General features: G+C 57.9%; 20 protein-coding genes and 1 pseudogene. 6 read left to right on the forward strand and 15 right to left on the reverse strand.

Annotation, left to right across the window (positions count from 1 at the left end):
• Positions 1 to 290 precede the first annotated feature (290 nt).
• Positions 291 to 1,100, reverse strand: coding sequence for an SDR family NAD(P)-dependent oxidoreductase (locus tag HJA_RS12040; protein WP_051597631.1), 810 nt, complete (start codon positions 1,098 to 1,100; stop codon positions 291 to 293).
• 168 nt (positions 1,101 to 1,268) lie between these two features.
• Between HJA_RS12040 and rpsD the strand changes: the two genes are divergently transcribed.
• Both rpsD and HJA_RS12050 read left to right on the forward strand, forming a co-directional pair.
• Positions 1,269 to 1,886, forward strand: coding sequence for a 30S ribosomal protein S4 (gene rpsD / locus HJA_RS12045; RefSeq protein WP_035582594.1), 618 nt, complete (start codon positions 1,269 to 1,271; stop codon positions 1,884 to 1,886).
• A 74-nt stretch (positions 1,887 to 1,960) separates the two neighbouring features.
• Positions 1,961 to 2,788 (forward strand): PPK2 family polyphosphate kinase, encoded by an 828-nt coding sequence (locus tag HJA_RS12050; RefSeq protein ID WP_035582597.1) that lies wholly within the window; start codon positions 1,961 to 1,963, stop codon positions 2,786 to 2,788.
• Here the strand turns inward: HJA_RS12050 and HJA_RS12055 are convergent.
• The 3 genes from HJA_RS12055 to HJA_RS12065 form a co-directional block, all read right to left on the reverse strand.
• Entirely contained in the window at positions 2,785 to 3,414 is a 630-nt protein-coding gene (locus HJA_RS12055; RefSeq protein WP_035582600.1) for a GIN domain-containing protein, read from the reverse strand. The two genes, HJA_RS12050 and HJA_RS12055, sit on opposite strands and share 4 nt — an antisense overlap.
• Positions 3,415 to 3,432: 18 nt before the next feature.
• On the reverse strand, positions 3,433 to 4,365 hold the full coding sequence (locus tag HJA_RS18070) for a GIN domain-containing protein (protein WP_051597632.1): 933 nt from the start codon (positions 4,363 to 4,365) through the stop codon (positions 3,433 to 3,435).
• A 77-nt stretch (positions 4,366 to 4,442) separates the two neighbouring features.
• Positions 4,443 to 5,429: a GlxA family transcriptional regulator gene (locus HJA_RS12065; protein ID WP_035582603.1), complete on the reverse strand. Its 987-nt coding sequence runs from the start codon at positions 5,427 to 5,429 to the stop codon at positions 4,443 to 4,445.
• Between the two features lie 67 nt (positions 5,430 to 5,496).
• Between HJA_RS12065 and HJA_RS18775 the strand changes: the two genes are divergently transcribed.
• The gene (locus tag HJA_RS18775; protein ID WP_035582606.1) at positions 5,497 to 6,201 is read left to right on the forward strand and encodes a DJ-1/PfpI family protein; all 705 of its coding nucleotides are present in this window, start codon (positions 5,497 to 5,499) and stop codon (positions 6,199 to 6,201) included.
• A gap of 61 nt (positions 6,202 to 6,262) precedes the next feature.
• On the opposite strand, the pseudogene rimO reads toward HJA_RS18775, so the two are convergent.
• A pseudogene (rimO, locus tag HJA_RS12075) lies at positions 6,263 to 7,531 on the reverse strand (30S ribosomal protein S12 methylthiotransferase RimO); the annotation flags it as partial.
• A 53-nt stretch (positions 7,532 to 7,584) separates the two neighbouring features.
• Between rimO and HJA_RS12080 the strand changes: the two are divergent.
• Entirely contained in the window at positions 7,585 to 7,989 is a 405-nt protein-coding gene (locus tag HJA_RS12080) for a hypothetical protein (RefSeq protein ID WP_035582608.1), read from the forward strand.
• A gap of 4 nt (positions 7,990 to 7,993) precedes the next feature.
• On the opposite strand, the gene grxD is transcribed toward HJA_RS12080, so the two are convergent.
• From grxD to HJA_RS12095, 3 genes are all read right to left on the reverse strand, one after another.
• Positions 7,994 to 8,332, reverse strand: coding sequence for a Grx4 family monothiol glutaredoxin (gene grxD / locus HJA_RS12085; protein WP_035582611.1), 339 nt, complete (start codon positions 8,330 to 8,332; stop codon positions 7,994 to 7,996).
• Positions 8,333 to 8,414: 82 nt separating this feature from the next.
• Positions 8,415 to 10,271, reverse strand: a complete 1,857-nt coding sequence (locus tag HJA_RS12090) for a M2 family metallopeptidase (RefSeq protein ID WP_035582613.1) — start codon at positions 10,269 to 10,271, stop codon at positions 8,415 to 8,417.
• A gap of 68 nt (positions 10,272 to 10,339) precedes the next feature.
• Complete coding sequence (locus HJA_RS12095) at positions 10,340 to 10,570, reverse strand: BolA/IbaG family iron-sulfur metabolism protein (protein WP_035582615.1); 231 nt, start codon at positions 10,568 to 10,570, stop codon at positions 10,340 to 10,342.
• 126 nt (positions 10,571 to 10,696) lie between these two features.
• Between HJA_RS12095 and HJA_RS12100 the strand changes: the two genes are divergently transcribed.
• Both HJA_RS12100 and HJA_RS12105 read left to right on the forward strand, forming a co-directional pair.
• A complete protein-coding gene (locus tag HJA_RS12100; RefSeq protein ID WP_051597633.1) occupies positions 10,697 to 11,719 on the forward strand; it encodes a M28 family peptidase in 1,023 nt (340 codons plus the stop codon).
• Between the two features lie 279 nt (positions 11,720 to 11,998).
• Positions 11,999 to 12,607: an outer membrane protein gene (locus HJA_RS12105; protein WP_035582617.1), complete on the forward strand. Its 609-nt coding sequence runs from the start codon at positions 11,999 to 12,001 to the stop codon at positions 12,605 to 12,607.
• Positions 12,608 to 12,676: 69 nt separating this feature from the next.
• Here the strand turns inward: HJA_RS12105 and purL are convergent, their stop codons facing one another.
• The 7 genes from purL to gltX all read right to left on the reverse strand — a co-directional run bounded on the left by purL (position 12,677) and on the right by gltX (position 23,860).
• On the reverse strand, positions 12,677 to 14,938 hold the full coding sequence (gene purL / locus HJA_RS12110; RefSeq protein ID WP_051597634.1) for a phosphoribosylformylglycinamidine synthase subunit PurL: 2,262 nt from the start codon (positions 14,936 to 14,938) through the stop codon (positions 12,677 to 12,679).
• Positions 14,939 to 15,097: 159 nt separating this feature from the next.
• Positions 15,098 to 17,518, reverse strand: coding sequence for a TonB-dependent receptor plug domain-containing protein (locus HJA_RS12115; protein WP_035582619.1), 2,421 nt, complete (start codon positions 17,516 to 17,518; stop codon positions 15,098 to 15,100).
• Positions 17,519 to 17,756: 238 nt separating this feature from the next.
• Positions 17,757 to 18,758 (reverse strand): adenosine deaminase, encoded by a 1,002-nt coding sequence (locus HJA_RS12120; RefSeq protein ID WP_035582621.1) that lies wholly within the window; start codon positions 18,756 to 18,758, stop codon positions 17,757 to 17,759.
• Positions 18,742 to 20,220 carry a tetratricopeptide repeat-containing sulfotransferase family protein gene (locus HJA_RS12125; RefSeq protein ID WP_051597635.1) on the reverse strand — a complete coding sequence of 493 codons (1,479 nt, stop codon included), beginning with the start codon at positions 20,218 to 20,220 and terminating at the stop codon, positions 18,742 to 18,744. Before HJA_RS12125 ends, HJA_RS12120 begins: the two co-directional genes overlap by 17 nt.
• A 40-nt stretch (positions 20,221 to 20,260) precedes the next feature.
• On the reverse strand, positions 20,261 to 20,929 hold the full coding sequence (gene purQ, locus HJA_RS12130; protein WP_035582623.1) for a phosphoribosylformylglycinamidine synthase subunit PurQ: 669 nt from the start codon (positions 20,927 to 20,929) through the stop codon (positions 20,261 to 20,263).
• Positions 20,930 to 21,049: 120 nt separating this feature from the next.
• Complete coding sequence (gene gltA, locus HJA_RS12135) at positions 21,050 to 22,354, reverse strand: citrate synthase (RefSeq protein WP_035582624.1); 1,305 nt, start codon at positions 22,352 to 22,354, stop codon at positions 21,050 to 21,052.
• Positions 22,355 to 22,384: 30 nt separating this feature from the next.
• The gene (gltX, locus tag HJA_RS12140) at positions 22,385 to 23,860 is read right to left on the reverse strand and encodes a glutamate--tRNA ligase (RefSeq protein ID WP_035582626.1); all 1,476 of its coding nucleotides are present in this window, start codon (positions 23,858 to 23,860) and stop codon (positions 22,385 to 22,387) included.
• Positions 23,861 to 23,873: the final 13 nt, after the last annotated feature.

Below are 23,873 nucleotides of genomic sequence, written 5' to 3' on the forward strand. Positions count from 1 at the left end.
CGATTGGAGAAGATTAAGCATGTCCTTTTGGCGGCATTGAGTGATTCCCGATCGGCACTTTCGGAGGCGCTTTGGAGAGCAGGGGCAATCCCTTTCAAAAACGGGATCACCCCTCGGGTCTCCGTTATCGAGCAGACGGCTCCGGGATGAGTGTTTTTTGCCGATCTCCGGTCTTGCCGCTGAACCGAACCCTGAGGTCGGCTTGACCCGCGACACGTCAATCGTGCGGCTTGTCTCACTCTTGCTGTCCCGCATCCTGACTGCTCGTTTAAGTAGCCAAAAGAAGCGGTTCAGCTGCCTGCCGTCATGGCTCCATCAACAACCAGCTCCTGACCGTTGATGTAGCTGGATTTATCCGATGCGAGATAGACGATCAGGTCCGCAACTTCATCCGGTCGTCCAGGGCGTCCCATAGGTGATGCCTGCGCGCCAAGCGTGTCAGCATCCAGCGCATTCGCACCGGCCGGAACGTCCGGAATTACCGGCATGCCTTCGCCAAGGCGGGTGATGGATTTCTGCCAGATGGGCGTATCGATGATACCCGGATGCACGGAGTTTACGCGGATCGGCCAGCCCGCGCGGGCGCACTCCACTGCAGCAGCTTTGGAAAACAGGCGTACGGCGCCTTTGGAAGTGCAATAAGCGCTTAGGCCGGCTGCACCCCGAAGGCCTGCGACCGATGAAATATTGATGATGGACCCGCCGCTTTCCTGCATTTTCCGGATAGCCGCGCGTGTGCCGAGGAAGACACTGTCGACGTTTACCGACATCTGGGTCTTCCAGTCATCAAGTGAAAACTCGGGGATGGCGCCGCCGATCGCAATGCCTGCATTGTTCACCAGAATGGAAGGGCGGCCGAGCTTTGCTTCAGCTTGCTCCATCACCTCATCCCACAGCGCCTCTTCAGTCACATCCTGTTTGAGCGTTTCGATCTTGCCGCCCGCGGCCTTGATTGTATCGGCGGTGAGCTTGAGGCCGTCCTCATCTATGTCGGTTGCGAAGACAGATGCGCCTTCTTTTGCCATCGCTTCTGCTGCAGCCCGGCCGATGCCGCTTCCCGCGCCGGTGATCACAGCCACGCGGCCATCCAGTAAACCCATGATTTCCTCCCATGTTATTTCGGGTAGCTGTAGCAGGTACGCCGCTTGACGGAAGAGCCAGTTTGGTGTTTTACCCGCCGCTTCATAACGGGATGGTGCGGAGCCGCCGTTGAAATCGTGGGCAGGATGAGCTTGCCCACCGGTCCGCGTCGACATTGAGGTACTACCATGTCACGTCGCCACAGCGCGAAGTACAAGATCGACCGTCGCGTCGGTGAGAACATCTGGGGCCGTCCGAAGTCCCCCGTCAACAAGCGCAACTACAAGCCCGGGCAGCACGGTCAGAACCGTCGCAGCAAGACGTCCGACTTCGGTATGCAGCTGATGGCGAAGCAGAAGCTGAAGGGCTACTACGGTGACATTACCGAGAAGCAGTTCCTTCGCGTCTACGAAGAAGCGGCTCGCCTTAAAGGTAACACCGCTGAAAACCTGATCGGCCTGCTGGAATCGCGTCTCGACGCAGTTGTTTACCGCGCCAAGTTCGTTCCGACGATCTTCGCCGCGCGCCAGTTCGTCAATCATGGCCACGTCCTGGTCAACGGCCGTCGCTGCAACATCGGCTCGGTTCGCCTGAAGCCGGGCGACGTTGTGCAGATCCGCGAAAAGTCCCGCAACATGGCGCTCGTGCTTGAAGCACTCGGTAGCCCGGAGCGTGACCTGCCGGATTATGTTGAAGTTGATCCGAAGGCGATGACCGCGACCTTCACGCGCGTCCCGGAGCTGGCTGACGTGCCGTATCCGGTGAAGATGGAGCCGGCCCAGGTGGTCGAATTCTACTCGTCGTAAGACAGCCGATTTCTTGAACTACGGATCAGGCCGCGCCAGACTGGTGCGGCCTTTTTCTTTGGAGATTCAATCCCATGCGCATTCCCGGTATTTCCGATGTCCGAAATCACCTGATCGCGGAGCCAGGAAAGGCGTTTGACCTCTCCAGTCGCGATAGCGCAGATCGCAACCTGTTCGAAGACAAGTCAGTCGCGAAAACCAGCCTCAAGAAAGATGCCGCCGTCATCAATGAGCTGAAGGACATCCTCTACGCAGAGAAGAAGCGGTCCATTCTGGTCGTGCTGCAAGGTATGGACACTGCGGGGAAGTCCGGCACCATCAAGTCCGTCTTCGCAGAAACCACGCCGCTGGGAATGGAAGTGAAAGCCTTCAAAGCGCCAAGCTCCAATGAGCTGGCACGAGATTACCTTTGGCGGGTTCACAACGCGGTTCCCAAGAAAGGGCATGTCGGCATCTTCGACCGGTCTCACTATGAAGATGTTCTGGTTGTGAAGGTCCGGGGCTATGCCAGTCCGGAGGATGTCGAACGGCGCTACGACCAGATCAATGCGTTTGAAAAGCACCTTTCGGAAAACGGGGTGACGTTGATCAAATGCATGCTGAATGTCGGCTATGAAGAGCAGGGCATCAGACTTCGCGAACGTCTGGAAGAGGAACACAAATACTGGAAATTCAATCCGGCAGACCTCGACGATCGGGCGCTCTGGAAAGACTTCATGGCAGCCTACGAGACAGCCGTTCAGCGCTGTTCCACAGAGCATGCGCCCTGGTACATCATTCCGGCGGACAGCCGCACACGGCGCAATGCCATGATTGCGCGGCTGGTGCGCGGCGCGCTTGAGGATATGGACCTCAGCTGGCCAGGTTCCGACTATCGTCTCGAGGATTTTGACTTCAGCTAGTGAAAGTCTGTACTTCCGCCACTGAGAGAGCGATTTGCTGACCGGTCTGGCGGGTTACCCCAGATGTCCACGCTGCCACCGCTTGATGTCTTGCTGGTAGCAGATTCCGAAGCAAATGCTTTCGCGGCGCCGCCGCTGTTCGCCGTAGCGGTCACTATCTCGCATTTCAGGTCTCTCGCATCAGCATTGCCACCTGAACCGGCTTTCAGTTTCAGCCTGCCACACGTGCCGGACAAATCCGCCGACGCGCCGCTCGTCACACTGAGGTCAAAGTTCTCGGCGGAGATTCCTTCAGCCAGGATGGATGATCCCGAACTGGCTTCGATCTCATTGAGATCCGGAGCGGTGATGGTCAGGGTGACGCGAAGGTGATCACCTCCGCCGGACATCATCTTGCGGGAGATGTAAAGGCGATCACCATCCTGCCTGACTTTTATGTCGTCCGGACCGCCCCTGTGAAACTCCGCGATGACTTTGTAATCAGGGGCGGTCGCGAAATGAACTTCTACACCCGCGGCGATGTCGAGTTCGTCGAAGCCGGTAAAGTCATATGTTTCGGACGTATCAGCCAGGGCAGTGAGAGCGGCAGCCGTGAAGACAGCGGAAGCGAGCAGGGGTTTCAACATGGGAGCCGGTCCTTTCGATCAGCTGCGGAAATCGATGTCTCCACCGCTCGACCGGGAAATGTCACGCGTTGCAGGATTTCCGGACACGTAGATGTCGCCACCGCTTGAGGCCTGGGCGGTCACGGAATCAGAAGCGTGGACTCTGACATCTGCGCTGCTGGAGGCCGAGATGTTGGCTGTGCTGCAGAGCAGCTCATTCGCTTCGATGTCTGCGCTCGACGAGGCTTCGACCGCGATGCTGGTGCATGCGCCGGACAGTTCAATATCTGCGCTGGAAGACGCATCGATGATGAACTCCGCCGCGCCGCGGGATTCCAATTCAATATCGCCGCTCGATGAGGCTTCAATCCGGATTGGTCCGGTCCCATACGACACGGCCTCAATGTCCCCGCTGGAGGAAGCGTGCAGGTCCAACGTTTCAGCACGGAAATCCTTTGCAAAGATGTCGCCGCTGGAAGACGCGTGGAGTTTGGTTGTGGGGGCTGCGCCGGCCAGAATCAGGTCACCGCTGGAAGAGGCACGGGCGTCGAAACTCTCGCTGTCTACACCCGTCGCGGTGAGTTTGGCTGAGTTCTTGGAGGTAACCCCGGTCAGATCCGGACCGGATACGCGAACAATGTAGTAGGGCACCCGCTTGCCGTTTACCTTCACGATTTTCCGGTCGTCCTTCACACGGACCGACACATTGTTGAACCAGCCGGAACGGTCGCGCACGCTGTTGCGGGATACGATCAGCGTATCGCCATCGAAGTCGAGATAAACATCACTGAAATCACCTTCCGCCTGTTCGACGACAATTCCTGGTGTCGCGGCAGGTTCGTAAATGACATCGATCGGGCCAGCCGCTTCAATGGACGAGAAGGATTGTGCGGAATAGGTCTTGGTGTCTGCAAATGCGGCTGGTGCGGTCAGCATCGAAAAAGCAGCGAGACAGATAGCGGTGCGGGTCATGAAGGGCTCCTTGAGTTGGAGTCACTATGAATTATCGAAATACGATATGTCAATCGTCGAATTTCGATAATTTTTCTTCAGTTTTCCCGCGCAAGGTCTCCACCCCGTACTTGTCTGCGTAGAGCCATGGGGGGCTGGCCATATGCGCGGATGAAGGAGGTGCGCATCCGCTCCGTATCGCCGAAGCCAGTATCTTGTGCGACCTGAAGAAGTGAGCGCGAAGACGTTTCGACCTGCCGGCGAGCAGATTCCAGACGCAGTTTTTCGACAAACCGCGCCGGCGTGGTCCCTGTTTCCGAACGGAAAACCCGCGCAAAATTCCGGGAACTCATGCCTGCTTTGTCAGCCAGTTCCTCGACATTCAGGTCATTGGCCAGATGGGCACGGATCCAGTCGATCAGGGAATCGAATCTGCCGGAGGCCCTTTCGATGTCCTGCATCACCGAGAACTGAGATTGGCCCCCATAGCGGCGATGGTGCACGACGAGCTCGCGAGCGGAGCGGCGTGCGACCTCCTCGCCCAGATCATCTTCAACGAGTGCCAGGGCGAGGTCGATGCCAGCCGTAATTCCCGCAGACGTCCAGAACTTCCCATCCTGTACAAAGATCCGGTCCGGCTCGACGATAACGTCTGGAAAATGCCGCTGCATGTCAGCGCAACGGCGCCAGTGCGTGGTGGCACGGCGCCCGTTCAGAAGGCCGGCTGCGGCAAGCAGAAATGCACCGGAACAGACGGAAGTTGTCCGTCTGGTATTGTGCGATAACTTCCTGATTGAATTGAGGATTCTTTCATCAGTCATTGCTTGCCGTGTGCCTTCACCGCCAGACACGATCAGGGTGTCCAGCTGCAGGTCCGTAGACAATTGCTCGGAGTGCATGGAGACGCCGCAGGACGCCCGGACGGGGCCGCCCTCAAGCGAATAGACCGTCAGCCGGTAAGGCGACGGATCCAGGCCGCGAGTAGGCATTTCGAATACGGATATGGGCCCGGCCGCATCGAGCAACTGGAAGTTCTCGAAGACGAGGACACCGATTTCACGAGGAACTGGATTGGCGGAAATCATGGAAACTATGTCCTTTCTGCCAGTCGGTACTTAGGCGAGAAAGAGCAGGCCAGCAAGGAGGCCGACCATGAGCCAGCCATTCACCACCGTATTTGCCGTCTACGATAACATGACTCATCTGGACTTTACCGGACCACACCAGATCTTGTGCCGACTACCGGATGCGCAGACCGTGATCGCCAGCCGCGACGGAGGAGACGTCGTGGCCGAAGGCAACCTCGTTATTGGCCGCACTCAGAAACTCTCCGACATCGACCGATGCGATCTGCTCTGTGTTCCCGGCGGTGTGACGGCGACCCAGATTGCTCTGGACGAGGCCTTCGTCGCCGAGGTCCGCCGTCTGGGGCGGGGCGCGAGATATGTTACCTCGGTCTGCACAGGATCGCTCATCCTCGGGGCCGCCGGGCTGCTGCAGGGCAAGCGCGCAGCGTGTCACTGGGCGTGGCGGGAGTTGCTGTCGGAATTCGGCGCGAGCGTCGACGAAGGCAGGGTCGTGCGCGACGGGAACATCTTTACGGGTGGCGGCGTGACAGCAGGGATCGATTTTGCGCTCACCATGGTGGCGGAGATCGCCGGGGAGGCGTACGCCAAGGCGCTCACCCTGGGGTACGAATATGCACCCGCTCCACCTTATCCCGGCGGCCGGCCCGAACTGGCCGAGCCAGAGACACTCGAAGCCTATAACCGCATGATGGCGAAGCTGATGGATCAGCGCCGGGCCGAAGCGCGGAAGGCTGGTGAGCGGATGCGCGCTCAGGCAGGCGTCGCGTAAAGGTGTAATCGTCGGCGCCGGTGATCTTCGCCGGCACGATGTCGCCTGGCCTCAGATGGGTTGCGTTGTCGAGATAAACGACCGCGTCGACGTCTGGTGCATCGGCCTTCGTGCGCGCGATCATGATGCCGGGCTCTTCATCAGCTCCATCGACGATGACGTCCTGAACCGTGCCGACCTGCGCTTTCGCGCGAGCGGCTGAGACTTCGGCCTGGACCTGCATGAAGCGGTGCCAGCGGTCTTCTTTCACTTCGTCCGGCACGTGATCCGGCAGAGTGCGGCTGTCAGCGTGCGCGACGTTCTCGTACTGGAAGCAGCCAGCGCGATCGATCTTCGCCTCGCGAATGAAGTCGAGCAGGATTTCGAAGTCCTCCTCGGTCTCGCCCGGGAAGCCGACAATGAAGGTGGAACGGATTGCCAGCTCAGGCACATCGCGCCGCCATTGCTGGATGCGTTCCAGAACCTTGTCCTGTTTTGCCGGACGCTTCATCGCTTTCAACACATTCGCCGAGGCGTGCTGAAACGGAATGTCCAGATAGGGCGTGATCAGGCCTTCTGCCATCATGGGAATGACGGCGTCGACGTGCGGGTAGGGATAGACGTAGTGCATCCGCGTCCACACGCCGAGACTTCCGAGGCCCTTCGCCAGATCAAGGAAGCGGGTCTCGTATTCCGTGCCGCGCCACGTTTCCGGCTTGTAGCGGACATCGAGACCGTAAGCGGATGTATCCTGGCTAATGACGAGGAGCTCTTTGACGCCCGCTTTCACAAGCTGTTCGGCTTCGGTCAGCACGTGGTGGATCGGCCGGGAAACGAGATCCCCGCGGAGCTTCGGAATGATGCAGAAACTGCAGCGATTATTGCAGCCTTCAGAGATTTTGAGATAGGCATAGTGGCGCGGCGTGAGGCGCAGCCCAGCTTCTGGCACCAGGTCCAGATGCGGGTTGTGCGGCGGCGTCAGGTGCGTATGCACCGCGTCCATTACGGCTTCGTACTGGTGCGGTCCGGTGATTGCGAGCACCTTGGGATGGGCCTTTTCAATGACATCCGGTTCAGCCCCAAGGCAGCCGGTCACGATGACTTTGCCATTGGCCTCGATAGCTTCGCCGATGGCCTCAAGGCTTTCATCCCGGGCGCTGTCGAGGAAGCCGCAGGTGTTCACCAGCACAAGGTCAGCGCCAGAATAATCCGGCGCGATCTGGTAGCCTTCAGCCCGCAGGCGCGTGATGATCCGCTCAGAATCAACGAGCGCTTTGGGGCAGCCAAGCGAGACGATGCCGACTTTCGGCTGCGTCGGGCGGATCGGGGCGGGGCGGGTGGTCGTGTCCATGTCCGCTCTGCTATATTGAAAGTGTGGGACAGGAAAGCGGGAGGACGCACCGCATGACTGACAACTCAGACCAAGGGCCGGATTTCAGGCGTCTCAGGCTGATCCAGATCGCCGCCCTGATTGTGGGAGCAGGCGTCCTGATCCTGTCGCTCTGGCTGATGGGGCAATTCCGGAAGCCGGAAGTCGCACCAATCGTCATGGCCTTTGCGTTTGCGAGTATCAGCTTCAGCGGTCTCTTCTATTTCGGCGCGCTGCTGCTGGAAGGATCACTTCAGAAATACATCCTGTCGGACGATACAGTCATCAAGGGCGACAATGTCGAGATGGTCACGCGGACAGCGAAAAGCGGCGATCCGGAAATTGACAAATGGATCGGCACTTACGCCTTCACGCGTAATCTTTTCGGCATGTCACTGGTCCCGATCCTGATCCTGATCGGGCTGTACTTCTTAGCGTGACCTATCAGGCGTCTTCCAGCTCGATACCTTTTTCCTTCAGGAAATCGCGCAGTTCGCCGCTTTCGAACATCTCCTTGACGATGTCGCAGCCGCCGACGAACTCGCCCTTCACATAAAGCTGAGGGATGGTCGGCCATTCGGAATAGACCTTGATGCCTTCGCGGACGGCCTGGTTTTCCAGAACGTTCGTCGCGACATACTCAACGCCCAGATAGTCCAGCACCTGCACCACTACGGATGAGAAGCCGCACTGCGGGAAAGTCGGTGTGCCCTTCATGAAGAGGACAACATCATTGCTTTCTACGGCCGTCTTGATGGCGTCGAGTGTGGCTTGGTCGGTCATGGTCGTATCTCCGGATTTCCCGTGATGTGTGGTGGATAAGGGGCGGCGTCAAGCGCGCCGCCCCATCCCGTTCAGCTTAAACCTAGTCCCAACCGCAGGACTGGCCTTTGTTCTGTTCGTCCAGATATTCGGTCAAGGGCTCGAAATACTCGACCATGGCGCTGGCATCCATCTCACGCGTGCCGGTGAATTTCTCCAGCGTTTCCGGCCATGGGCGGGACATGCCGGCTTCCAGCATTTCGTTGAAGCGTTCCCCGACTTCCTTGTTGCCGTAGATCGAACAGCGGTGGAGCGGGCCTTCCCACCCGGCCTGCTCGCAAGCGGCCTTGTGGAACTGGAACTGCATCACGAAGGAAAGGAAATAGCGCAGGTAAGGTGTATTTCCGGGGATGTGATACTTGGCACCAGGGTCAAAGGCGTCAGCCGGGCGCGATGCGGGCGGAACGATGCCCTGGTTTTTCAGGCGCAGGTCCCACCAGGCTTTGTTATAGTCTTCAGGCGGTGTCGTGCCGTTCAGAACGTCCCATCGCCAGCTGTCGACCGTCAGCGCGAAGGGCAGGAAGGCGATCTTGTCGAGCGCGGTCTGCATCAGCAGCGCCGTATCGGCGTCCGGGCCGGGCTTCTCTTCTTCGCTGATCAGGCCAATCTGCTCCAGATATTCCGGCGTGATCGACAGGGCGATGAAATCCCCGATCGCCTCGTGGAAGCCGTCATGAGCGCCATTCTTGTAGAGGTAAGGCTGGTCCTTGTAGGCGCGCTGGTAGAAATTGTGGCCGAGCTCGTGGTGGACCGTGAAGAAGTCTTCCGAATTCACCTCGGTGCACATCTTGATGCGCACGTCTTCTTCGTCGTCCAGGTCCCAGGCAGAGGCGTGGCAGACGACTTCCTTGCCTTCCGGACGCACGATCATGGAGCGCTCCCAGAAGGTTTCCGGCAGCGGCTCCAGACCGAGTGATGTAAAGAAGCCTTCGCCGGTCTCGACCATTTTGATCGGGGTGTAACCCTGTTCGTTCAGCCGGGTCGTCAGGTCATAGCTGACCGGTGCTGTGTCCGGCTTCACGATGTCATAGATCGAAGACCATTGCTGGGCCCACATATTGCCGAGCAGGTCTGCTCGGATGGGGCCGGTCGCCGGCTGAACATCATCGCCATATTGCGCGTTCAGCTTGGTGCGGGCGTAGCAGTGCAGGTCTTTGTAAAGCGGCTCGACCTGGCTCCATAGCCGCTGGACTTCGGCTTCCATCTCTTCGGGCGGCATGTCGTAATTGGACAGCCACATCTTATCCAGCGTGGGGTAGCCGAGCTCCTGCGCGCCCTCATTGGCGAGCTCGACCATCTTGGCGTAATTATCCTTCATCGGCGGTGAGACGGTGCGCCAGCCTTCCCAGACCGCTTTCAGTTCTTCCGGATCGCGGGAGGTTTCGATGATCGTGGACGCCTGGTCCAGATTGATCATCTCGCCTTTGTATTCGAACTTGCCCTTGCCATAGGTGGAGCTGAGATCGGTTGTGATCGCAGACAGCTCTTCTGCGGCGCCTTCGCGGGACGGGGCAGGAATAGTGATACCGCTGCGCAGGATGCGGATCTTGCGGGCAACATCATAGGGCATGATGTCGACATCATATTTCTTCGACTCGTTGGCGAGCGAGACGGCGAGTTTGGTCATCTTCGCGCCGGCTTCAGCAGCAGCGGCGTCGGTCTCGTCCGTGATGTTGGTTTCGTTGGCCCAGTAGGCGAGGGCTGTGACCTTGCTGAGTGCGGCGAGTTCAGCTTCTGCACGGGCAACGAAGGCGGTTGCCTCGGCGATCTCGGCAGCCGTTTCATCTACCTCAGGTGCTGTAACGACAGTTTCTTCCCCCTCGGGCGTCGTACCTGCTGCACAGGCTGTCATGGCAGCACAAAGCGCGACGATGCTGGCGGAAAGGGTGATTCTTCTCATGGACGATCTCCTCAATTTGTGCGGAGAAGACCGTGAACCCTTCGTAAGGTCAATCTGCGGGCTGTGTGTCAGGGCGCGCGGGTCTTTAGGGCGAGCGCGTGGAGTTCGCCGCCCATCTTTCCCTTCAGCGCCGCATAGACCAGCTGGTGCTGTTTCACCCGCGGAATACCGGCGAATTGCGGGCTGACGATCTCGGCCTGCCAATGGTCATTGTCGCCCGCGAGATCGGTGAGAATGATTTCAGCCTCCGGGAAAGCTTCGGTCAGGTGCTCCATCAGAATTTCGCGCGACATGCCCATGGGGTTCTCCTCACAATCCGGGTTCACTTGGGCTGCTGAGGTCAGCCCGTCAAGCGCGACAGTGGATGCCTTGCACCTGATTGAGGGGGCTTCTAGCGTCCGGCTTCAGATTCAGCGGAGTTCTCAATGAGAAAACAGGTTTGGACGATTGCCGCGGGGCTCTTTGCCTTCCTGGCCTTAGCATTGGTCTGGTATCTGAACACGCCCAAGGATCCTCCACAGCAGACGATAGCACTCCCGCAATCTGACTATGTCGACGCGGGTGAGCTGCTGCATCTCACGGAACTCCTGTCGAATGATGCGTTGGAGGGGCGTCTGATCGGCACGCCTGGCAATGAGGCCGCGAGAGGATTTCTGCGGAAGCGGTTTGAAACGCTGCGCCTGACGAAAATCGGCAATTCCTACGAACACCCTTTCACGATCCTGCCACCACCGGAGTCCGACAGCGACCAGCCGATCCAGGGCGTGAATCTTCTGGGGCTCGTCGAGGGGCAAAATCCCGGAGACGGCAGGATGCTCGTAATCTCCGCGCACTATGACCATCTCGGCATTGTAGATGGCGAAATCTACAATGGAGCAGACGACAATGCCTCCGGCGTAGCATCGCTCATTGCGGTGGCGGACTGGTTCAGCCGGCACACGCCACAGCACGACATTCTCTTCGCCCTGGTCGATGGAGAGGAAGAGGGTCAATTAGGCGCGCGCGCTCTGATCCGGTCCGGAGAGGTCGATCTCTCCCGTATCGCGCTGAACCTCAACTTCGACATGGTAAGCCGCTCCGACAAGGACGAGCTGTATGCTTCCGGCACCTACCATTATCCGGGGCTGGCCCCGCTTGTTGAAAACGTCGCAGCCAATTCGCGTGTGACTTTGTTGATGGGCCATGACCGGCCGGAGCAGGGGCCGGACGACTGGACAAGCCTGTCGGACCAGGCGGCCTTTCATGATGCTGGTATTCCATTCATCTATTTCGGTGTGGAGGACCATTCGGACTATCATAAGCCAACGGATGATTATGATGCGATCCCTATGGGGTTCTTTGTCCATTCAGCAGAGACGCTGGTCATGGCCGCCATCGCGGCAGATCAGTCGCTGGATGAGCTCGACATGACTGCCCGGCCAGTCGAAGGGTCCCTTTCCTCCGAATAAGCATTTCAGGACTTAACCGAAGGTTTCGGTATCTTAATCTGCTTACGTATTTTCGTTATTTTATTGATTTCGACGCAGTCGCGGAAAAATCACAGCAGCAAACCACGGTAAGTACTGAATTATTTCCAATCAATGGAATGTCGATGGAACCGTGTTTTCTCCACAACAGATGTGCTTTCCCTAAATCCGAAAGGAACGCTCTCGATCCACCGCCGTTGGACCATCATCCCTGTCGTACTGGCGGGATGAACAAATCCAAATTTTCTGGAAGGAGAAATCATGCTGAAGTACATTCTGGCAGCAACAGTCGCCACAGGTATCGCAGGTGCAGCCGCCGCACAGGAAAACGGCCTCTATCTCGAAGGCGGCTACCAATATCTTGAGATTGAGCCCGATGGGGCAGACAGCGGCGTCGACACCAACGCAATTGGGGCACGCCTCGGCTATCAGTTCAATCCGGTTTTCAGCATCGAGGGTGAGCTGGCTTCCGGCATCGATGACGGGGAATTCGACTACAATGTTGACGAAGACTCATTCAATCTCGACGACAACAATGATGGCGACTTTAACGATCTGATCGCAGCTTCTGGCGACATCGGCCTGAACTACCTGGTCGGCCTGTACGGCAAAGCGGAAGTTCCGTTGACGGACCGACTTGATGTCTACGGTCGCGCCGGCTATGCCTATGTCGATCTTGATGCATCGATCCAGACGCCTGGTGGCACAACCCTGACGACGATTGAAGATGCCGAAGAAGGTCCGGCCTTCGGTGCTGGTCTCAGCTATGACCTGACGGAGAACGTCTACCTGAAAGGTGACTACACCTACTATTCGTTCGAAGATACCGATACGAATGGCGTAATGCTGGGCGTCGGCTATAAGTTCTGATCAGCACCTGATCTGAAGAGCCAGACTGCGGAACCCTCTCCGATGTAAATCGGGGAGGGTTTCTGCATTCTAGTCGACCGAATTCATATAGGCCGGAAGCCAACCTTCATACGCTTCGCGGAGCGAGGAGAGTGTAATGGAGAATTCCTTGCCATTTTCGTCCAAACCAGTTTTGAGGACGATGCTGTCGCCGCCGAACTTGCCCAGCTCGGTAAGCAGGAAGCCTTCGGATTCCCATGCACGGACCTGGTCTTCATTCGCAGCAATCAGGTAGCGGCCCTGATCTTCACCAAAAAATCCGAGGTCAGCGCGATTGTCTTCCGGCTGGCAGCCCGGCATGAGCTTGACGCCGCAGGCAGATGCCATGGCCATCTCCGCTGCCGCGCACGCAATGCCGCCATCGCTGACATCGTGAACCGCATTGGCCAGACCGCTTTGAATCAGGCTGCGGACAAATCCGCCAAGACGCACTTCTTCAGCCAGTTTCACAGGCGGAGGGGCCCCAGCTTCCTCACCTTTGAGGCCAAGGATAACGCGCGCGTACAGAGAGGCTCCAAGGGCGCCTTCGGTCGCGCCGATGACGTAGAGCGCGTCACCAGGTTGTGCGCCTTTTAGGGTGGCTGTTTTAGAGAGATCTTCGATCAGCCCGACGCCGCCGACAACAGGCGTTGGCGGAATCGCAACGCCATCGGTCTCATTGTAGAGGGAGACGTTTCCGGAGACGACCGGGAAGTCGAGTTTCCGGCAGGCCTCAGCCATGCCTTCAATGGCTTTCACGATGTAGCCCATCGTGTTCGGCTTTTCCGGGTTTCCGAAATTGAGATTGTCCGTGATCGCAATCGGTATTGCGCCGACTGCGGAAAGATTCCGGTAGGCCTCTGCCACAACAGCTTTGCCGCCTTCATACGGGTCGGCCGCGACATAGTGCGGATTACAGTCAGAGCAGATGGCGAGCGCTTTGTTCGTTTCGTGAATACGTACGATGGCTGCATCACCGCCGGATTGTGACGAGTCAATCGTATCGCCCATCACATGGCGGTCATACTGTTCCCAGACCCAGCGCTTGGAGGCCATGTCGGGGCAGGACATCAGTTGGACCAGGACAGCGCCATAATCCTCCGGCTCCGGATATTTTATTATGTCCAATGGGGCGCGTTTCGGCGGCTCGTTCCAGGGACGATCATAGTTTGGCGCATCATCTGCGAGGGGTGCGACCGGAATGTCGCAAACCACTTTGCCGAATTGCTTCAGCACGAGATGACCCGTGTCGGTGGTGACACCGATCACTTCCGCATCGAGGTCGTACTTGTCGAAAATCGCCTTGGCGACGTCCACTTTACCGGGCTTCAGCACCATGAGCATGCGCTCCTGGCTTTCCGACAGCATGATTTCGTAGGCGGTCATGCCTTCTTCGCGCTGGGGAACCTTGTCCAGGTCCATCTCCACGCCAATGCCACCCTTGTCGGCCATTTCGACGGAGGAGGAGGTAAGGCCGGCAGCCCCCATATCCTGAATGGCCTGAATGGCGTCCGTTGCCATCAGTTCGAGACAGGCCTCGATCAGTAGCTTTTCCGTAAACGGATCACCGACCTGAACAGTAGGGCGCTTTTCTTCATCGCCTTCCGAGAATTCAGCCGACGCCATCGTGGCGCCATGGATACCGTCCCGTCCGGTCTTGGAGCCAACATAAAATATCGGATTGCCAGGCGTTGCGCCGCGGGCATAGAAAATCTTGTCCTGATCTGCGAGGCCGACAGCCATCGCATTGACGAGGATGTTGCCGTTATAGCCTTCATCGAATTGGGTTTCACCCGCGACCGTCGGCACGCCGACGCAGTTACCGTATCCGCCGATGCCTGCGACAACACCTGCGACGAGACTGCGGGTCTTGGGGTGGTCCGGAGAGCCGAAGCGCAGGGCGTTCACGAGTGCGATTGGCCGCGCGCCCATCGTGAAAACATCCCGCAGAATGCCGCCGACCCCGGTCGCCGCACCCTGATAGGGTTCAATATAGGACGGGTGGTTGTGGCTCTCCATCTTGAAGATGGCTGCCTGTCCGTCACCGATGTCGATCACGCCCGCATTCTCGCCCGGCCCCTGGATCACCCGGTCGTTCTTGGTCGGGAATTTGGACAGGTGACGGCGGGACGATTTGTAGGAGCAGTGCTCCGACCACATCACCGAGTAGATGCCCAATTCAACCAGATTAGGCTTTCGGTTCAGGCGTGTGACGAGCCGGTCCCACTCGTCTGCCTTGATGCCATGTTCCAGGCCGGCAGCTTCGTCCTGCTCGGCGGTGAGATGGTCGAGGATTGCAGTCGTATCGGTCATGGCCGGGCTTTAGCGGCAAATGCCACGAGTCGCCAGCGTCTATTGCCATCAAACTGGTCGCTGACCTGAGATAAGGCCCGAATAAGAAATGGGCCCGCCCAAAAAGGCAGGCCCATCTCAAATTTAATCCGCTATCCGGCAGAACACCGGAGGCGCTGCTTACCAGTTATAGCTGGCGCGGGCGTAAACAAAGCGGCCCGAGAAGCCGTAGGGGCTGCGGCTGGAATACGGGAAGATGCCGTTGAAGTTCAGGCCATCCGGCGTCATCGTCGGATACTCGTCAAGCAGGTTGTCTGCACCGACCCCAACGCTGAACTTGTCAGTGACGTTGAAGTTCACAGACGCATCGATGATCCAGTCGGCATCCAACGTGAAGTCGTTAGACGGGGTGTTCGACGGAACCAGAACTTCACCGAAGCGCGTTGCGCGCAGGACGAAATCAGCCTGCTGGTAGGTGTAGTTACCGGCAAGGATGAACTTCGTTTCCGGGGCACTCTCTTCCAGGGTCAGCGTGTTGGAGCGGCTGAACAGGGTCAGATCCGGAATAACCGTGTTGTCTGGAACGTGCGTGACTTCCGTTTTCGAGTAGTTGAACGCTGCAGAGGCGTCGAGCGAGCCCATGTCGCCAAAGTCGAACGCATACTTCGTCACGATGTCGACACCCTTGGATTCGGTCTCGATACCGTTCTGGAAGAAACGGACGCGCTGAACGCCCGTCACACCGGCAGCAGCGAGAACGGCATCAACGTCATCACCACCCAGGTTTTCCGTCAGGAAGATCTGGTCGTCGATGTTGATCTGATAGGCATCAATCGTGACAAACCAGTCATTGGTCGGTGTCAGAACGAGACCGAGCGAGTAGCTGGTCGATTCTTCGGCGTCCAGTTGGCCGCCACCAAGTGCGACAGCGGCTGGCGACGTGGCCGGGAAGGTCCCGACTTCAAACGGCACACCATCAATGAAGTTGGTGGAGATAGCCGTGAAGTACTGCTGCTGCAGGCTTGGTGCGCGGAAGCCCGTCGAGATAGCGCCGCGAACTGCAACCTGGTCGGTGAAGTCGTAGCGGCCGGCAAGCTTGCCGGTCACGGCGTCACCAAAGTCAGAATAGTCTTCGTAACGGACAGCTGCAGATAGCAGGGTCTGTGCGTTCGGCACCCACTCGACTTCACCGTAGATGCTGGCAGCATCGCGGCTGACGTCAACTTCGGATTCCGGCGTGAAGCCCGGGAAAACCTGGCTGCCAGCAGCTGCCGGGAGCGGGCCCTGGATGTAGGAGGCTTCCTCGCCGGCCGTGATCTCAAAGCTCTCGTCGCGATATTCGGCACCAAATGCCAGCGAGGTTTCGCCCGGCAGAAGGTTGTCGAAGGTTTTGACGATGTCTGCGTTCACGGTGACCTGGTCGAAGGCCAGAGCGCCGGCATCGAACGACGTCTGGCTGGTCGGTCCGATAGACGCGTTGAGGGAGTTGTTGACCGAGTAGTCCAGCTCGTTGGAGCCATAGACAGCGCTCACGTCATAGTCCCAGCCGCCTGCGACACCACGGATCCCGCCACCGAGAGAATAGTCGGTCACATCACCGCCAATGACCGGCAGGAAGCCGCCCGGATAGATTTCCGGTACGTTGCGGGAGTCGTTTGCACGACGATAGAAGCCGGGGCTCTCACCTTCGCGATCCTGAACACCGCCAAACGCGTAGAGTTCGACACCGCTTTCCAGAGTGTAGCCGGAGTTGAAGAAGAAGTTCACGTTCTCGGAACGGCCGTTGCCGTAGCGGTGGTTCAGGCGATCGAAATTCCGTTCGACTTCGGCATAGGCCGGGTCATCCGGGAATTGCTGGCGAGGGTCGAGACCCGCGCGGTTCGTTGCCTGGCGAAGGGAATACTCACCCGACACCGTCAGGAAGCCATTGTCTCCGAGGCCAAAGCCGGACCAGCCGCCGATCGTGGTCGTCTGACCGTCGATCTCGCTGCGGTTCAGGCCTTCCGGGTCGGTGACGTTCGCGCCGTAGCGGACATTCAGGCCACCGCCATGATCGGCTTCGCGGAGGATGACGTTGATCACGCCGGCGATCGCGTCGGAACCATACTGGGCCGAAGCGCCGTCACGCAGGACCTGGACGTTGCCAATGGCACTGGTCGGGATGGAGTTGAGGTCGACTGCTGCTGAGCCGCGTCCAACGGATCCGTTGATGTTGACCAGAGAGGAGGAGTGGCGGCGCTTGCCGTTCACCAGAACGAGTGTCTGGTCAGGGGAAAGACCGCGCAGCGTGGCGGGGCGGATGATGTCCGTACCGTCATTGATGGCGGTCTGGTTGAAGTTGAAGCTCGGAACGGTCGTGCTGAGGATCTGGTTGAGCTCAACACGTCCTGTTTCCGTCAGTTCTTCGACCGGGAAGACGTCGACCGGAACGGCAGTCTCAAGCGCGGTGCGATTGGCCGTGCGGGTACCCGTAACAACCACCTGGCCCTGACGAAGTTCGCTGGCGTTGGTGTCGGTGTTCTCTTGGGCGAAAGCTGGCGAGAAGCTGGCGGCCAATGCGACGGTCGATGCCGTCAAAAGTAGTGATCTGACCTTAGTCATAATTCTACACTCCTGTCTGTTTTTTAACCTCACCGGGCCAGTTAATGCCGAATCAGCTCTGAAAACAGGGAGAGTTGGAAGAATATTGCTGCAATAACCTATATTGTTATAAAACTGTGACGGTAGGGGCACACTTAGAGTGACTCCAAAAAGAGCAGTTTCACTGCCAAATAAACCTCCAAGTGTGAGTCAGCGCACACCCAAACAGCCCATTTCGGGCGTTTTCGTGGGAAACCCCTCAGGCGTTTTCAATTTTTTGTATGAAATGTGAGCGCTTGTTTTCCGGCAGGAACGATGCCGTAAAACTATTCTTGGCCAGCTGAACCACCTGTTGAGCAGACAGGTCGAGCGCGTCACTGATCTGCTCATAGTTCCGATTGATATACCCACCGAAATAGGCTGGATCGTCTGAATTGACGGTGACGAGGAAACCGGCTTCAAGCTGCGCCTTGAGGGGGCTTTGTTTCAGATCGTCGATCACGCATAGGGCCAGGTTTGACAGCGGGCAGTTGGTCAGCGGCGTTTGTGTGTCGCGCAGAATTTCGATCAGGCCAGCATCCTCCATGGACCTGTTTCCGTGATCGATCCGGTCCGCGCCAATGTCCAGGAGCGCTTCCCTGACATAGGAAGGCGGGCCTTCTTCCCCGGCATGCAGGCAGAGTTTGAACCCGAGTTCACGGCACCGGGCAAACAGGCGCTCGAACTTCAGAGGCGGGTGTCCAACTTCCGAACTATCGAGTCCGACACCGACAAATTTGTCATGCCAGGGCTTCGATTCCTCGAGCAGGGCAAAGCCGTCCTCTTCCGAAAGGTGGCGCAGGAAGCTCATGATCAGCATCGAACTGATGCCGAGTTCCTTTTCTCCCTGCTTCAGCGCGGAGAGAATGCCCTCGGTCACGGTTCCGAACGCCACACCGCGTCCGGTATGAGCCTGCGGGTCGTAGAACATTTCGACGTGCTGGACGTTGTCGAGCTTTGCCCGCTTGAGATAAGCCCAGGTCAGGTCGTGGAAATCCTGCTCCGTGCGCAGGACGTTCATGCCCTGATAGTAAAGATCCAGGAATTCCTGAAGGTTCGAAAAATTGTAGGCTGCTTTCGCTTCTTCCAGTGTCTTGAATGGAATTTCGACCCGGTTTCGCTCCGCAATCTGCATCATCATTTCCGGTTCAAAACTGCCTTCGATGTGAAGGTGCAGTTCTGCTTTCGGCAGGCTCGCAATCAATTCAGCGTGTTTTGCCATCGAGAACCTCCATCATTGGACCGAGATGTTTTTCATAGTTCCGCCAACGACCGGAGGAGCGTGTATAAAGTGGCTCGCGCACCTGCCAGACACTGGCGGTCTTCACGGGTGCGGAGGAGGCATGAAATTCGAGACAGGCTTGCTCAAAAGGCAGCCCAAGAAAATCGAGGACTCTTCTCACTTCCTGTTCCGGTTCGTTTACAAGCGTATCATAGGGGACATCGAGAATCTGATCTGGCGCCAGTGATTTCCAATGGGCCATCAGCTCTTCATAAGCCCTGTAGTGCCGGGCGATATTCTTGAGATCCGTTGCATGCACCTGATGCAGATCAAGATGGGCAAAGAACGTCGACAGGCAAACATCCCGCGCATCCCGCACCGTGTGAAGAATTCTAGCTTCCGGAAAGAGGCGCAGGATCATCCCGACGTGAAAATAGTTGTCCGGGCGCTTATCGGTCACAATACCTGAAAGACCCGAACGGCGGTTTTCTAGACCTTTGAAGTATTCTCCCCGCGCATTCGCCAGCTCTTCCTCTGAAGCGTCTGCAAGCTTTGCAGGATAAGGAGAAAACCGCTTGGCACCGATCTGAGCCAGCAAGGGCAGCTCACCCATGGTCGAAACCTGACTGTGGCCGGAGAGGATCTGTTCCAGCAAGGTCGAGCCGGAGCGGAACTGTCCGAGGATGAATACGGGCTGTATCGGGGAAGGGGGCAGGCTTCGCGCCGATGGAGCCGGCATTGCCTTCAGCGCATCCACAATGGCTTCGCTCCGGCCTTGGTTAAATCCCGGGTAATTGGGCGGACGCACGGACTCTGAAGCCTGGTTTGCGCGCTCATAAGCGGCGAAGGCAGCATCATACTCGCCAAGGAAGTCGAGCATTCTGCCAAAGGCAAATTCAAGACTGGCGCGAGATGCTGCAGGGATGTCCTGCCGGACTCGGGCTTCGTCGACGTGTTTGACGATCGCGTCTTCCAGCGAGGTCGGCCGGCTTATATTGGCGATCCTCGCCAAAGGCTCGGCTTCCATGGGCGCAATTTCCAGGATCTTCTGATAGAGCGCGACAGCGCGTTCGACCTGTCCAAGGTCTTCATGCGTGTTTGCCAGATTGAAGAGGGCTGGAACAAAGTCTTCCTTGAGCTTCAGTGCCTGCTCATAAGCCTCAATGGCCGCATCCGGTTTCAGGAAATCATCTGCGTGTATAACGCCAATATTGAGCCAGACTTCTTCGGGGGCCGTAATGTTTCTTGCCAGTGCTTCTTCATAAGCTTTCAGGGCATCGGAAGGTTGCCCATTGCGGCGGAGCAGCCAGCCAAGATTGTACCAGCTGTCGGGAAGGTTGGGTTCCATAGCGAGGACATCGCGATATGCAGCAATCGCTTCGGGAACGCGTCCGGCATTGCGAAGCGCAGACGCTTCAGACAGGCGGGCTGACAAGGTGTTCGGATCAACAGAAGAAGTCATACCTGCCTCATACCGGGGCGGGCAGGAACTGACCAGCGCTTCAGGCTGCGCTCAACAGGCTCTCGAACATTCCGAGCCCGTCATCTCCGCCTTCATGGCCGCCAATCGCGCGCTCCGGGTGGGGCATAAGGCCAAGTACGCGCCCATTTTCACTTAGGATGCCTGCGATGTCCCGGGCTGAGCCGTTCGGGTTCTGACCAGCGGCGTAGCGGAAGGCCACATGGCCTTCACCCTCAATGCGGTCCAGCGTTTCGTTGTCTGCATAATAGTTGCCGTCATGGTGCGCGATCGGGATGATGACCTCGCTCCGCCCGTCATACGCACTGGTGAAAGCGGTGTTTGCTGTCTCCACCTTGAGCGCCTGCGGGCGGCAGACGAAGTGCAGCGAGGCGTTTCGCATCAGTGCACCAGGCAGCAGCCCCGTCTCGCAGAGGATCTGGAATCCGTTGCAGACGCCAAGAACATAGCCGCCACGCTCGGCGTGCGCCTTTAGCTGGGAAATAACCGGAGAATTTCCAGCCATCGCCCCGCAGCGCAAATAGTCGCCGTATGAGAAACCGCCCGGGACCATGACGAAATCCGTCCCGTCCGGGATGGTTCCGTCCTTGTGCCAGACCATGGCCGGGGCTTTGCCCGTCACCTTCAGCAATGCGTCGTGAGCGTCACGATCGCAGTTCGAACCGGGAAAGACGATGACAGCGGTTTTCATGGCGCAGCCTTTAGCAAGGAGTCGGGGCGAATGGGAATGGCAAATATCCGGTGGGACAGCGATAAAAGAAAACGCCACCTGTCTGAACAGGTGGCGTTCGAAAATTCAATTCAGCGCGTCCTAGCGCTTGTCGAGCGGGACATAATCCCGTTTGGCGGCGCCGGTGTAAATTTGGCGCGGACGGCCGATCCGCTGGGTCGGGTCGTCGATCATCTCATTAAGCTGAGCAACCCAGCCAACTGTGCGGGCAAGCGAGAACAGGACGGTGAACATCTGCTTCGGGAAGCCGATCGCATCGAGAATAATGCCGGAATAGAAGTCGACGTTAGGATAAAGCTTTTTCTCGATGAAATATTCATCTTCGAGCGCGATCCGTTCCAGTTCCATCGCGACTTTGAGGATCGGCGTGTCCTTTAGACCGAGCAGGTCCAGCACTTCGTGGGCCGACTCGCGCATGACTTTGGCGCGCGGATCGTAGTTCTTGTAAACGCGGTGACCGAAGCCCATCAGGCGGAAGGGGTCGTTCTTGTCCTTGGCCTTTTCGATGAATTCCGGAATCCGGTCTGCCGAGCCGATTTCGTGCAGCATGTTCAGGCAGGCCTCATTAGCGCCACCATGGCTGGGACCCCAGAGGCAGGCCACGCCAGCTGCAACGGCCGCAAACGGGTGAGCCCCCGAGGAGCCGGCAAGGCGGACGGTCGAGGTCGAGGCGTTCTGCTCGTGGTCAGCGTGCAGGATGAAGAAGCGATCCATCGCCTTGGCGATTGCCGGGTCGACTTTGTAATCCTCCGCCGAGACCGAGAAACACATATTCAGGAAGTTCTCTGCGTACGAGTACTCGTTCCGCGGATCGACGAACTTTTGGCCCAGATTGTACTTCAGTATACGCGCGCAGAGCGTCGGCATTTTGGCAAGCAGACGGATCGAGTTTAGACGGCGCTCTTCTGGATCCTCGCTGTCCATGGCGCCCGGATAGAAGGAGGCAAGACCGCCAACCGTCGCTGTCAGCATTGCCATTGGATGACTGTCGCGACGGAACCCTTCGAAGAAACGATCCATTTGGGTGTGAAGCAGGGTGTGCTGTTTGATCGTGTCGTTGAAGTCTTCAAGCTCGGACTTTGTCGGAAGTTCACCATACAGGATCAGGTGGCAGACTTCCGGGAAGGTGGATTGTTCAGCAAGCTGCCCGATCGGGTAGCCCCGGTGGAGAAGAACGCCCTCATCCCCATCGATGAAAGTAATCTGGCTTTCGCAGCTGGCCGTGGAGGTGAAGCCCGGATCGAATGTGAAATGGTTCGATTCTGCGTACACCCGGCGGATGTCGATCACGTCAGGACCATGCGTCCCGGAAAGGACCGGTAGTTCGTAGGAGTTACCAGCAACATCCAGTTTTGCGGTGCCGGTTTTTTTCGTCTTGTTTTCCATCAGCCTTAACCTTCAAACCCTTCTTGTTTCTCAGGCGCCCGGAGTATTTTCCGGCGCCAGTTGATCTTCAATTCTTCCAAGCGCTTCGTCCCGGCCGAGCCATTCCAGTACCGGCGCAATATCCGGTGCTGGCAGTCCGCCTGTGAGCGCAGCGCGCAACGGAGGGCCTATCTGCCCCATAGATAGGCCTTGTGCAGTGCAATAAGAAGCAATCGTCACAGATATCTGTTCAGCCGTCCAATCCGACAGCTGCTGCAGTTCGTTGCGCAAGCCGCGCAAACGGTCAAGTCCTTCTCCAGCAACAGCCTTTCTGGCTTTCTTGTTCATTTCCAGTGGTCTTTTGGTCAACAGGAACGCAAAAGCCTGCGCCAGTTCCGGTAAAGTTGTACCACGGTCCTTCATGTGGGGCAGGGCCGCCCGTAGACGGGATTCAGCTTCACCGATTGGTGCCTCTTCTTCCCAGTAAGGTTTCAGCAGTTCAAACAGACGCTCATCGCTGGCCAGGCGCAGGAAGTGCGAGTTGACCTGGCCGAGCTTGTCGAGGTCGAGCCGGCCGGGCGCCCGGTTGATACCGGAAACATCAAATGCGGCGACAGCTTCTTCGTCTGTGAAGATTTCCTGGTCACCGTGGCTCCAGCCAATCCGCAGCAGATAAGCCCGCATCGCCTCAGGCAGATAACCCATGTCGCGATAGGCCAGTGTCGAGAGCGCACCGTGCCTTTTTGAGAGCTTTGCGCCATCGGCCCCATGGATCATCGGAACGTGAGCCATGAACGGAATGTCCCAGCCCATGGCTTCATAAATCGGGATCTGGCGGAACGCGTTCCGTAAATGGTCATCACCGCGGATGATGTGTGTGACGCCCATGTCGTGATCGTCAACGACTACCGCCAGCATGTAAGTCGGCGTACCATCGGCGCGGAGCAGGATCAGGTCGTCGAGCTCATCTGCCTGAATGCGGACTGTGCCCTGAACGCCATCCTCCAGAATGCGTTCTCCACTCTCAGGCGCCCGCAGGCGGACGGTGTAAGGGGCATCTGGCGACGGGGGTGGGGCACCGTCGCGCCAGGGCGACCGGTAGGGGGCGAGCAGGGCATGCGCTTCTTCCAGCAAAGAAGCTTTCTCTTCCTCGGATATACCTTCCGCTTTTGCGGCTTTTCGCTTTTCCTCACCGAGGTCCCGCCGCGCCTGCAGCTCCTCCTGTGTGGCATAGCAGCGGAACGCGGTCCCGCGACGGATCATTTCTTCTGCGACTTCGGCATGCCGGGGTGCGCGCTCGAATTGCATGACCGGCGGCTCATCAGAAGTCAGCCCGAGCCACTCCATCCCTTCCAGAATGGCCGCAGTCGCCTCCGGTGTGGAACGCTCACGGTCAGTGTCTTCGATCCGGAGAAGAAACTTCCCGTTGTTGTGTTTCGCGAAAAGGTAGTTGAAAAGTGCAGTCCGGGCGCCTCCAATATGGAGCATGCCAGTGGGAGAGGGGGCAAACCGCGTGACAACGTCCATGTCTCGTGAGGGC

Source organism: Hyphomonas jannaschiana VP2 (assembly GCF_000685215.1).
Lineage (GTDB): Bacteria > Pseudomonadota > Alphaproteobacteria > Caulobacterales > Hyphomonadaceae > Hyphomonas > Hyphomonas jannaschiana.

What these genes read in the sequence shown, in the direction of transcription:
- HJA_RS12040 (WP_051597631.1), bottom strand. Translation starts at nt 1,100, where the DNA reads ATGGGTTTACTGGATGGCCGCGTGGCTGTGATCACCGGCGCGGGAAGC.
- rpsD (WP_035582594.1), top strand. Translation starts at nt 1,269, where the DNA reads ATGTCACGTCGCCACAGCGCGAAGTACAAGATCGACCGTCGCGTCGGT.
- HJA_RS12050 (WP_035582597.1), top strand. Translation starts at nt 1,961, where the DNA reads ATGCGCATTCCCGGTATTTCCGATGTCCGAAATCACCTGATCGCGGAG.
- HJA_RS12055 (WP_035582600.1), bottom strand. Translation starts at nt 3,414, where the DNA reads ATGTTGAAACCCCTGCTCGCTTCCGCTGTCTTCACGGCTGCCGCTCTC.
- HJA_RS18070 (WP_051597632.1), bottom strand. Translation starts at nt 4,365, where the DNA reads ATGACCCGCACCGCTATCTGTCTCGCTGCTTTTTCGATGCTGACCGCA.
- HJA_RS12065 (WP_035582603.1), bottom strand. Translation starts at nt 5,429, where the DNA reads ATGATTTCCGCCAATCCAGTTCCTCGTGAAATCGGTGTCCTCGTCTTC.
- HJA_RS18775 (WP_035582606.1), top strand. Translation starts at nt 5,497, where the DNA reads ATGAGCCAGCCATTCACCACCGTATTTGCCGTCTACGATAACATGACT.
- HJA_RS12080 (WP_035582608.1), top strand. Translation starts at nt 7,585, where the DNA reads ATGACTGACAACTCAGACCAAGGGCCGGATTTCAGGCGTCTCAGGCTG.
- grxD (WP_035582611.1), bottom strand. Translation starts at nt 8,332, where the DNA reads ATGACCGACCAAGCCACACTCGACGCCATCAAGACGGCCGTAGAAAGC.
- HJA_RS12090 (WP_035582613.1), bottom strand. Translation starts at nt 10,271, where the DNA reads ATGAGAAGAATCACCCTTTCCGCCAGCATCGTCGCGCTTTGTGCTGCC.
- HJA_RS12095 (WP_035582615.1), bottom strand. Translation starts at nt 10,570, where the DNA reads ATGGGCATGTCGCGCGAAATTCTGATGGAGCACCTGACCGAAGCTTTC.
- HJA_RS12100 (WP_051597633.1), top strand. Translation starts at nt 10,697, where the DNA reads ATGAGAAAACAGGTTTGGACGATTGCCGCGGGGCTCTTTGCCTTCCTG.
- HJA_RS12105 (WP_035582617.1), top strand. Translation starts at nt 11,999, where the DNA reads ATGCTGAAGTACATTCTGGCAGCAACAGTCGCCACAGGTATCGCAGGT.
- purL (WP_051597634.1), bottom strand. Translation starts at nt 14,938, where the DNA reads ATGACCGATACGACTGCAATCCTCGACCATCTCACCGCCGAGCAGGAC.
- HJA_RS12115 (WP_035582619.1), bottom strand. Translation starts at nt 17,518, where the DNA reads ATGACTAAGGTCAGATCACTACTTTTGACGGCATCGACCGTCGCATTG.
- HJA_RS12120 (WP_035582621.1), bottom strand. Translation starts at nt 18,758, where the DNA reads ATGGCAAAACACGCTGAATTGATTGCGAGCCTGCCGAAAGCAGAACTG.
- HJA_RS12125 (WP_051597635.1), bottom strand. Translation starts at nt 20,220, where the DNA reads ATGACTTCTTCTGTTGATCCGAACACCTTGTCAGCCCGCCTGTCTGAA.
- purQ (WP_035582623.1), bottom strand. Translation starts at nt 20,929, where the DNA reads ATGAAAACCGCTGTCATCGTCTTTCCCGGTTCGAACTGCGATCGTGAC.
- gltA (WP_035582624.1), bottom strand. Translation starts at nt 22,354, where the DNA reads ATGGAAAACAAGACGAAAAAAACCGGCACCGCAAAACTGGATGTTGCT.
- gltX (WP_035582626.1), bottom strand. Translation starts at nt 23,860, where the DNA reads ATGGACGTTGTCACGCGGTTTGCCCCCTCTCCCACTGGCATGCTCCAT.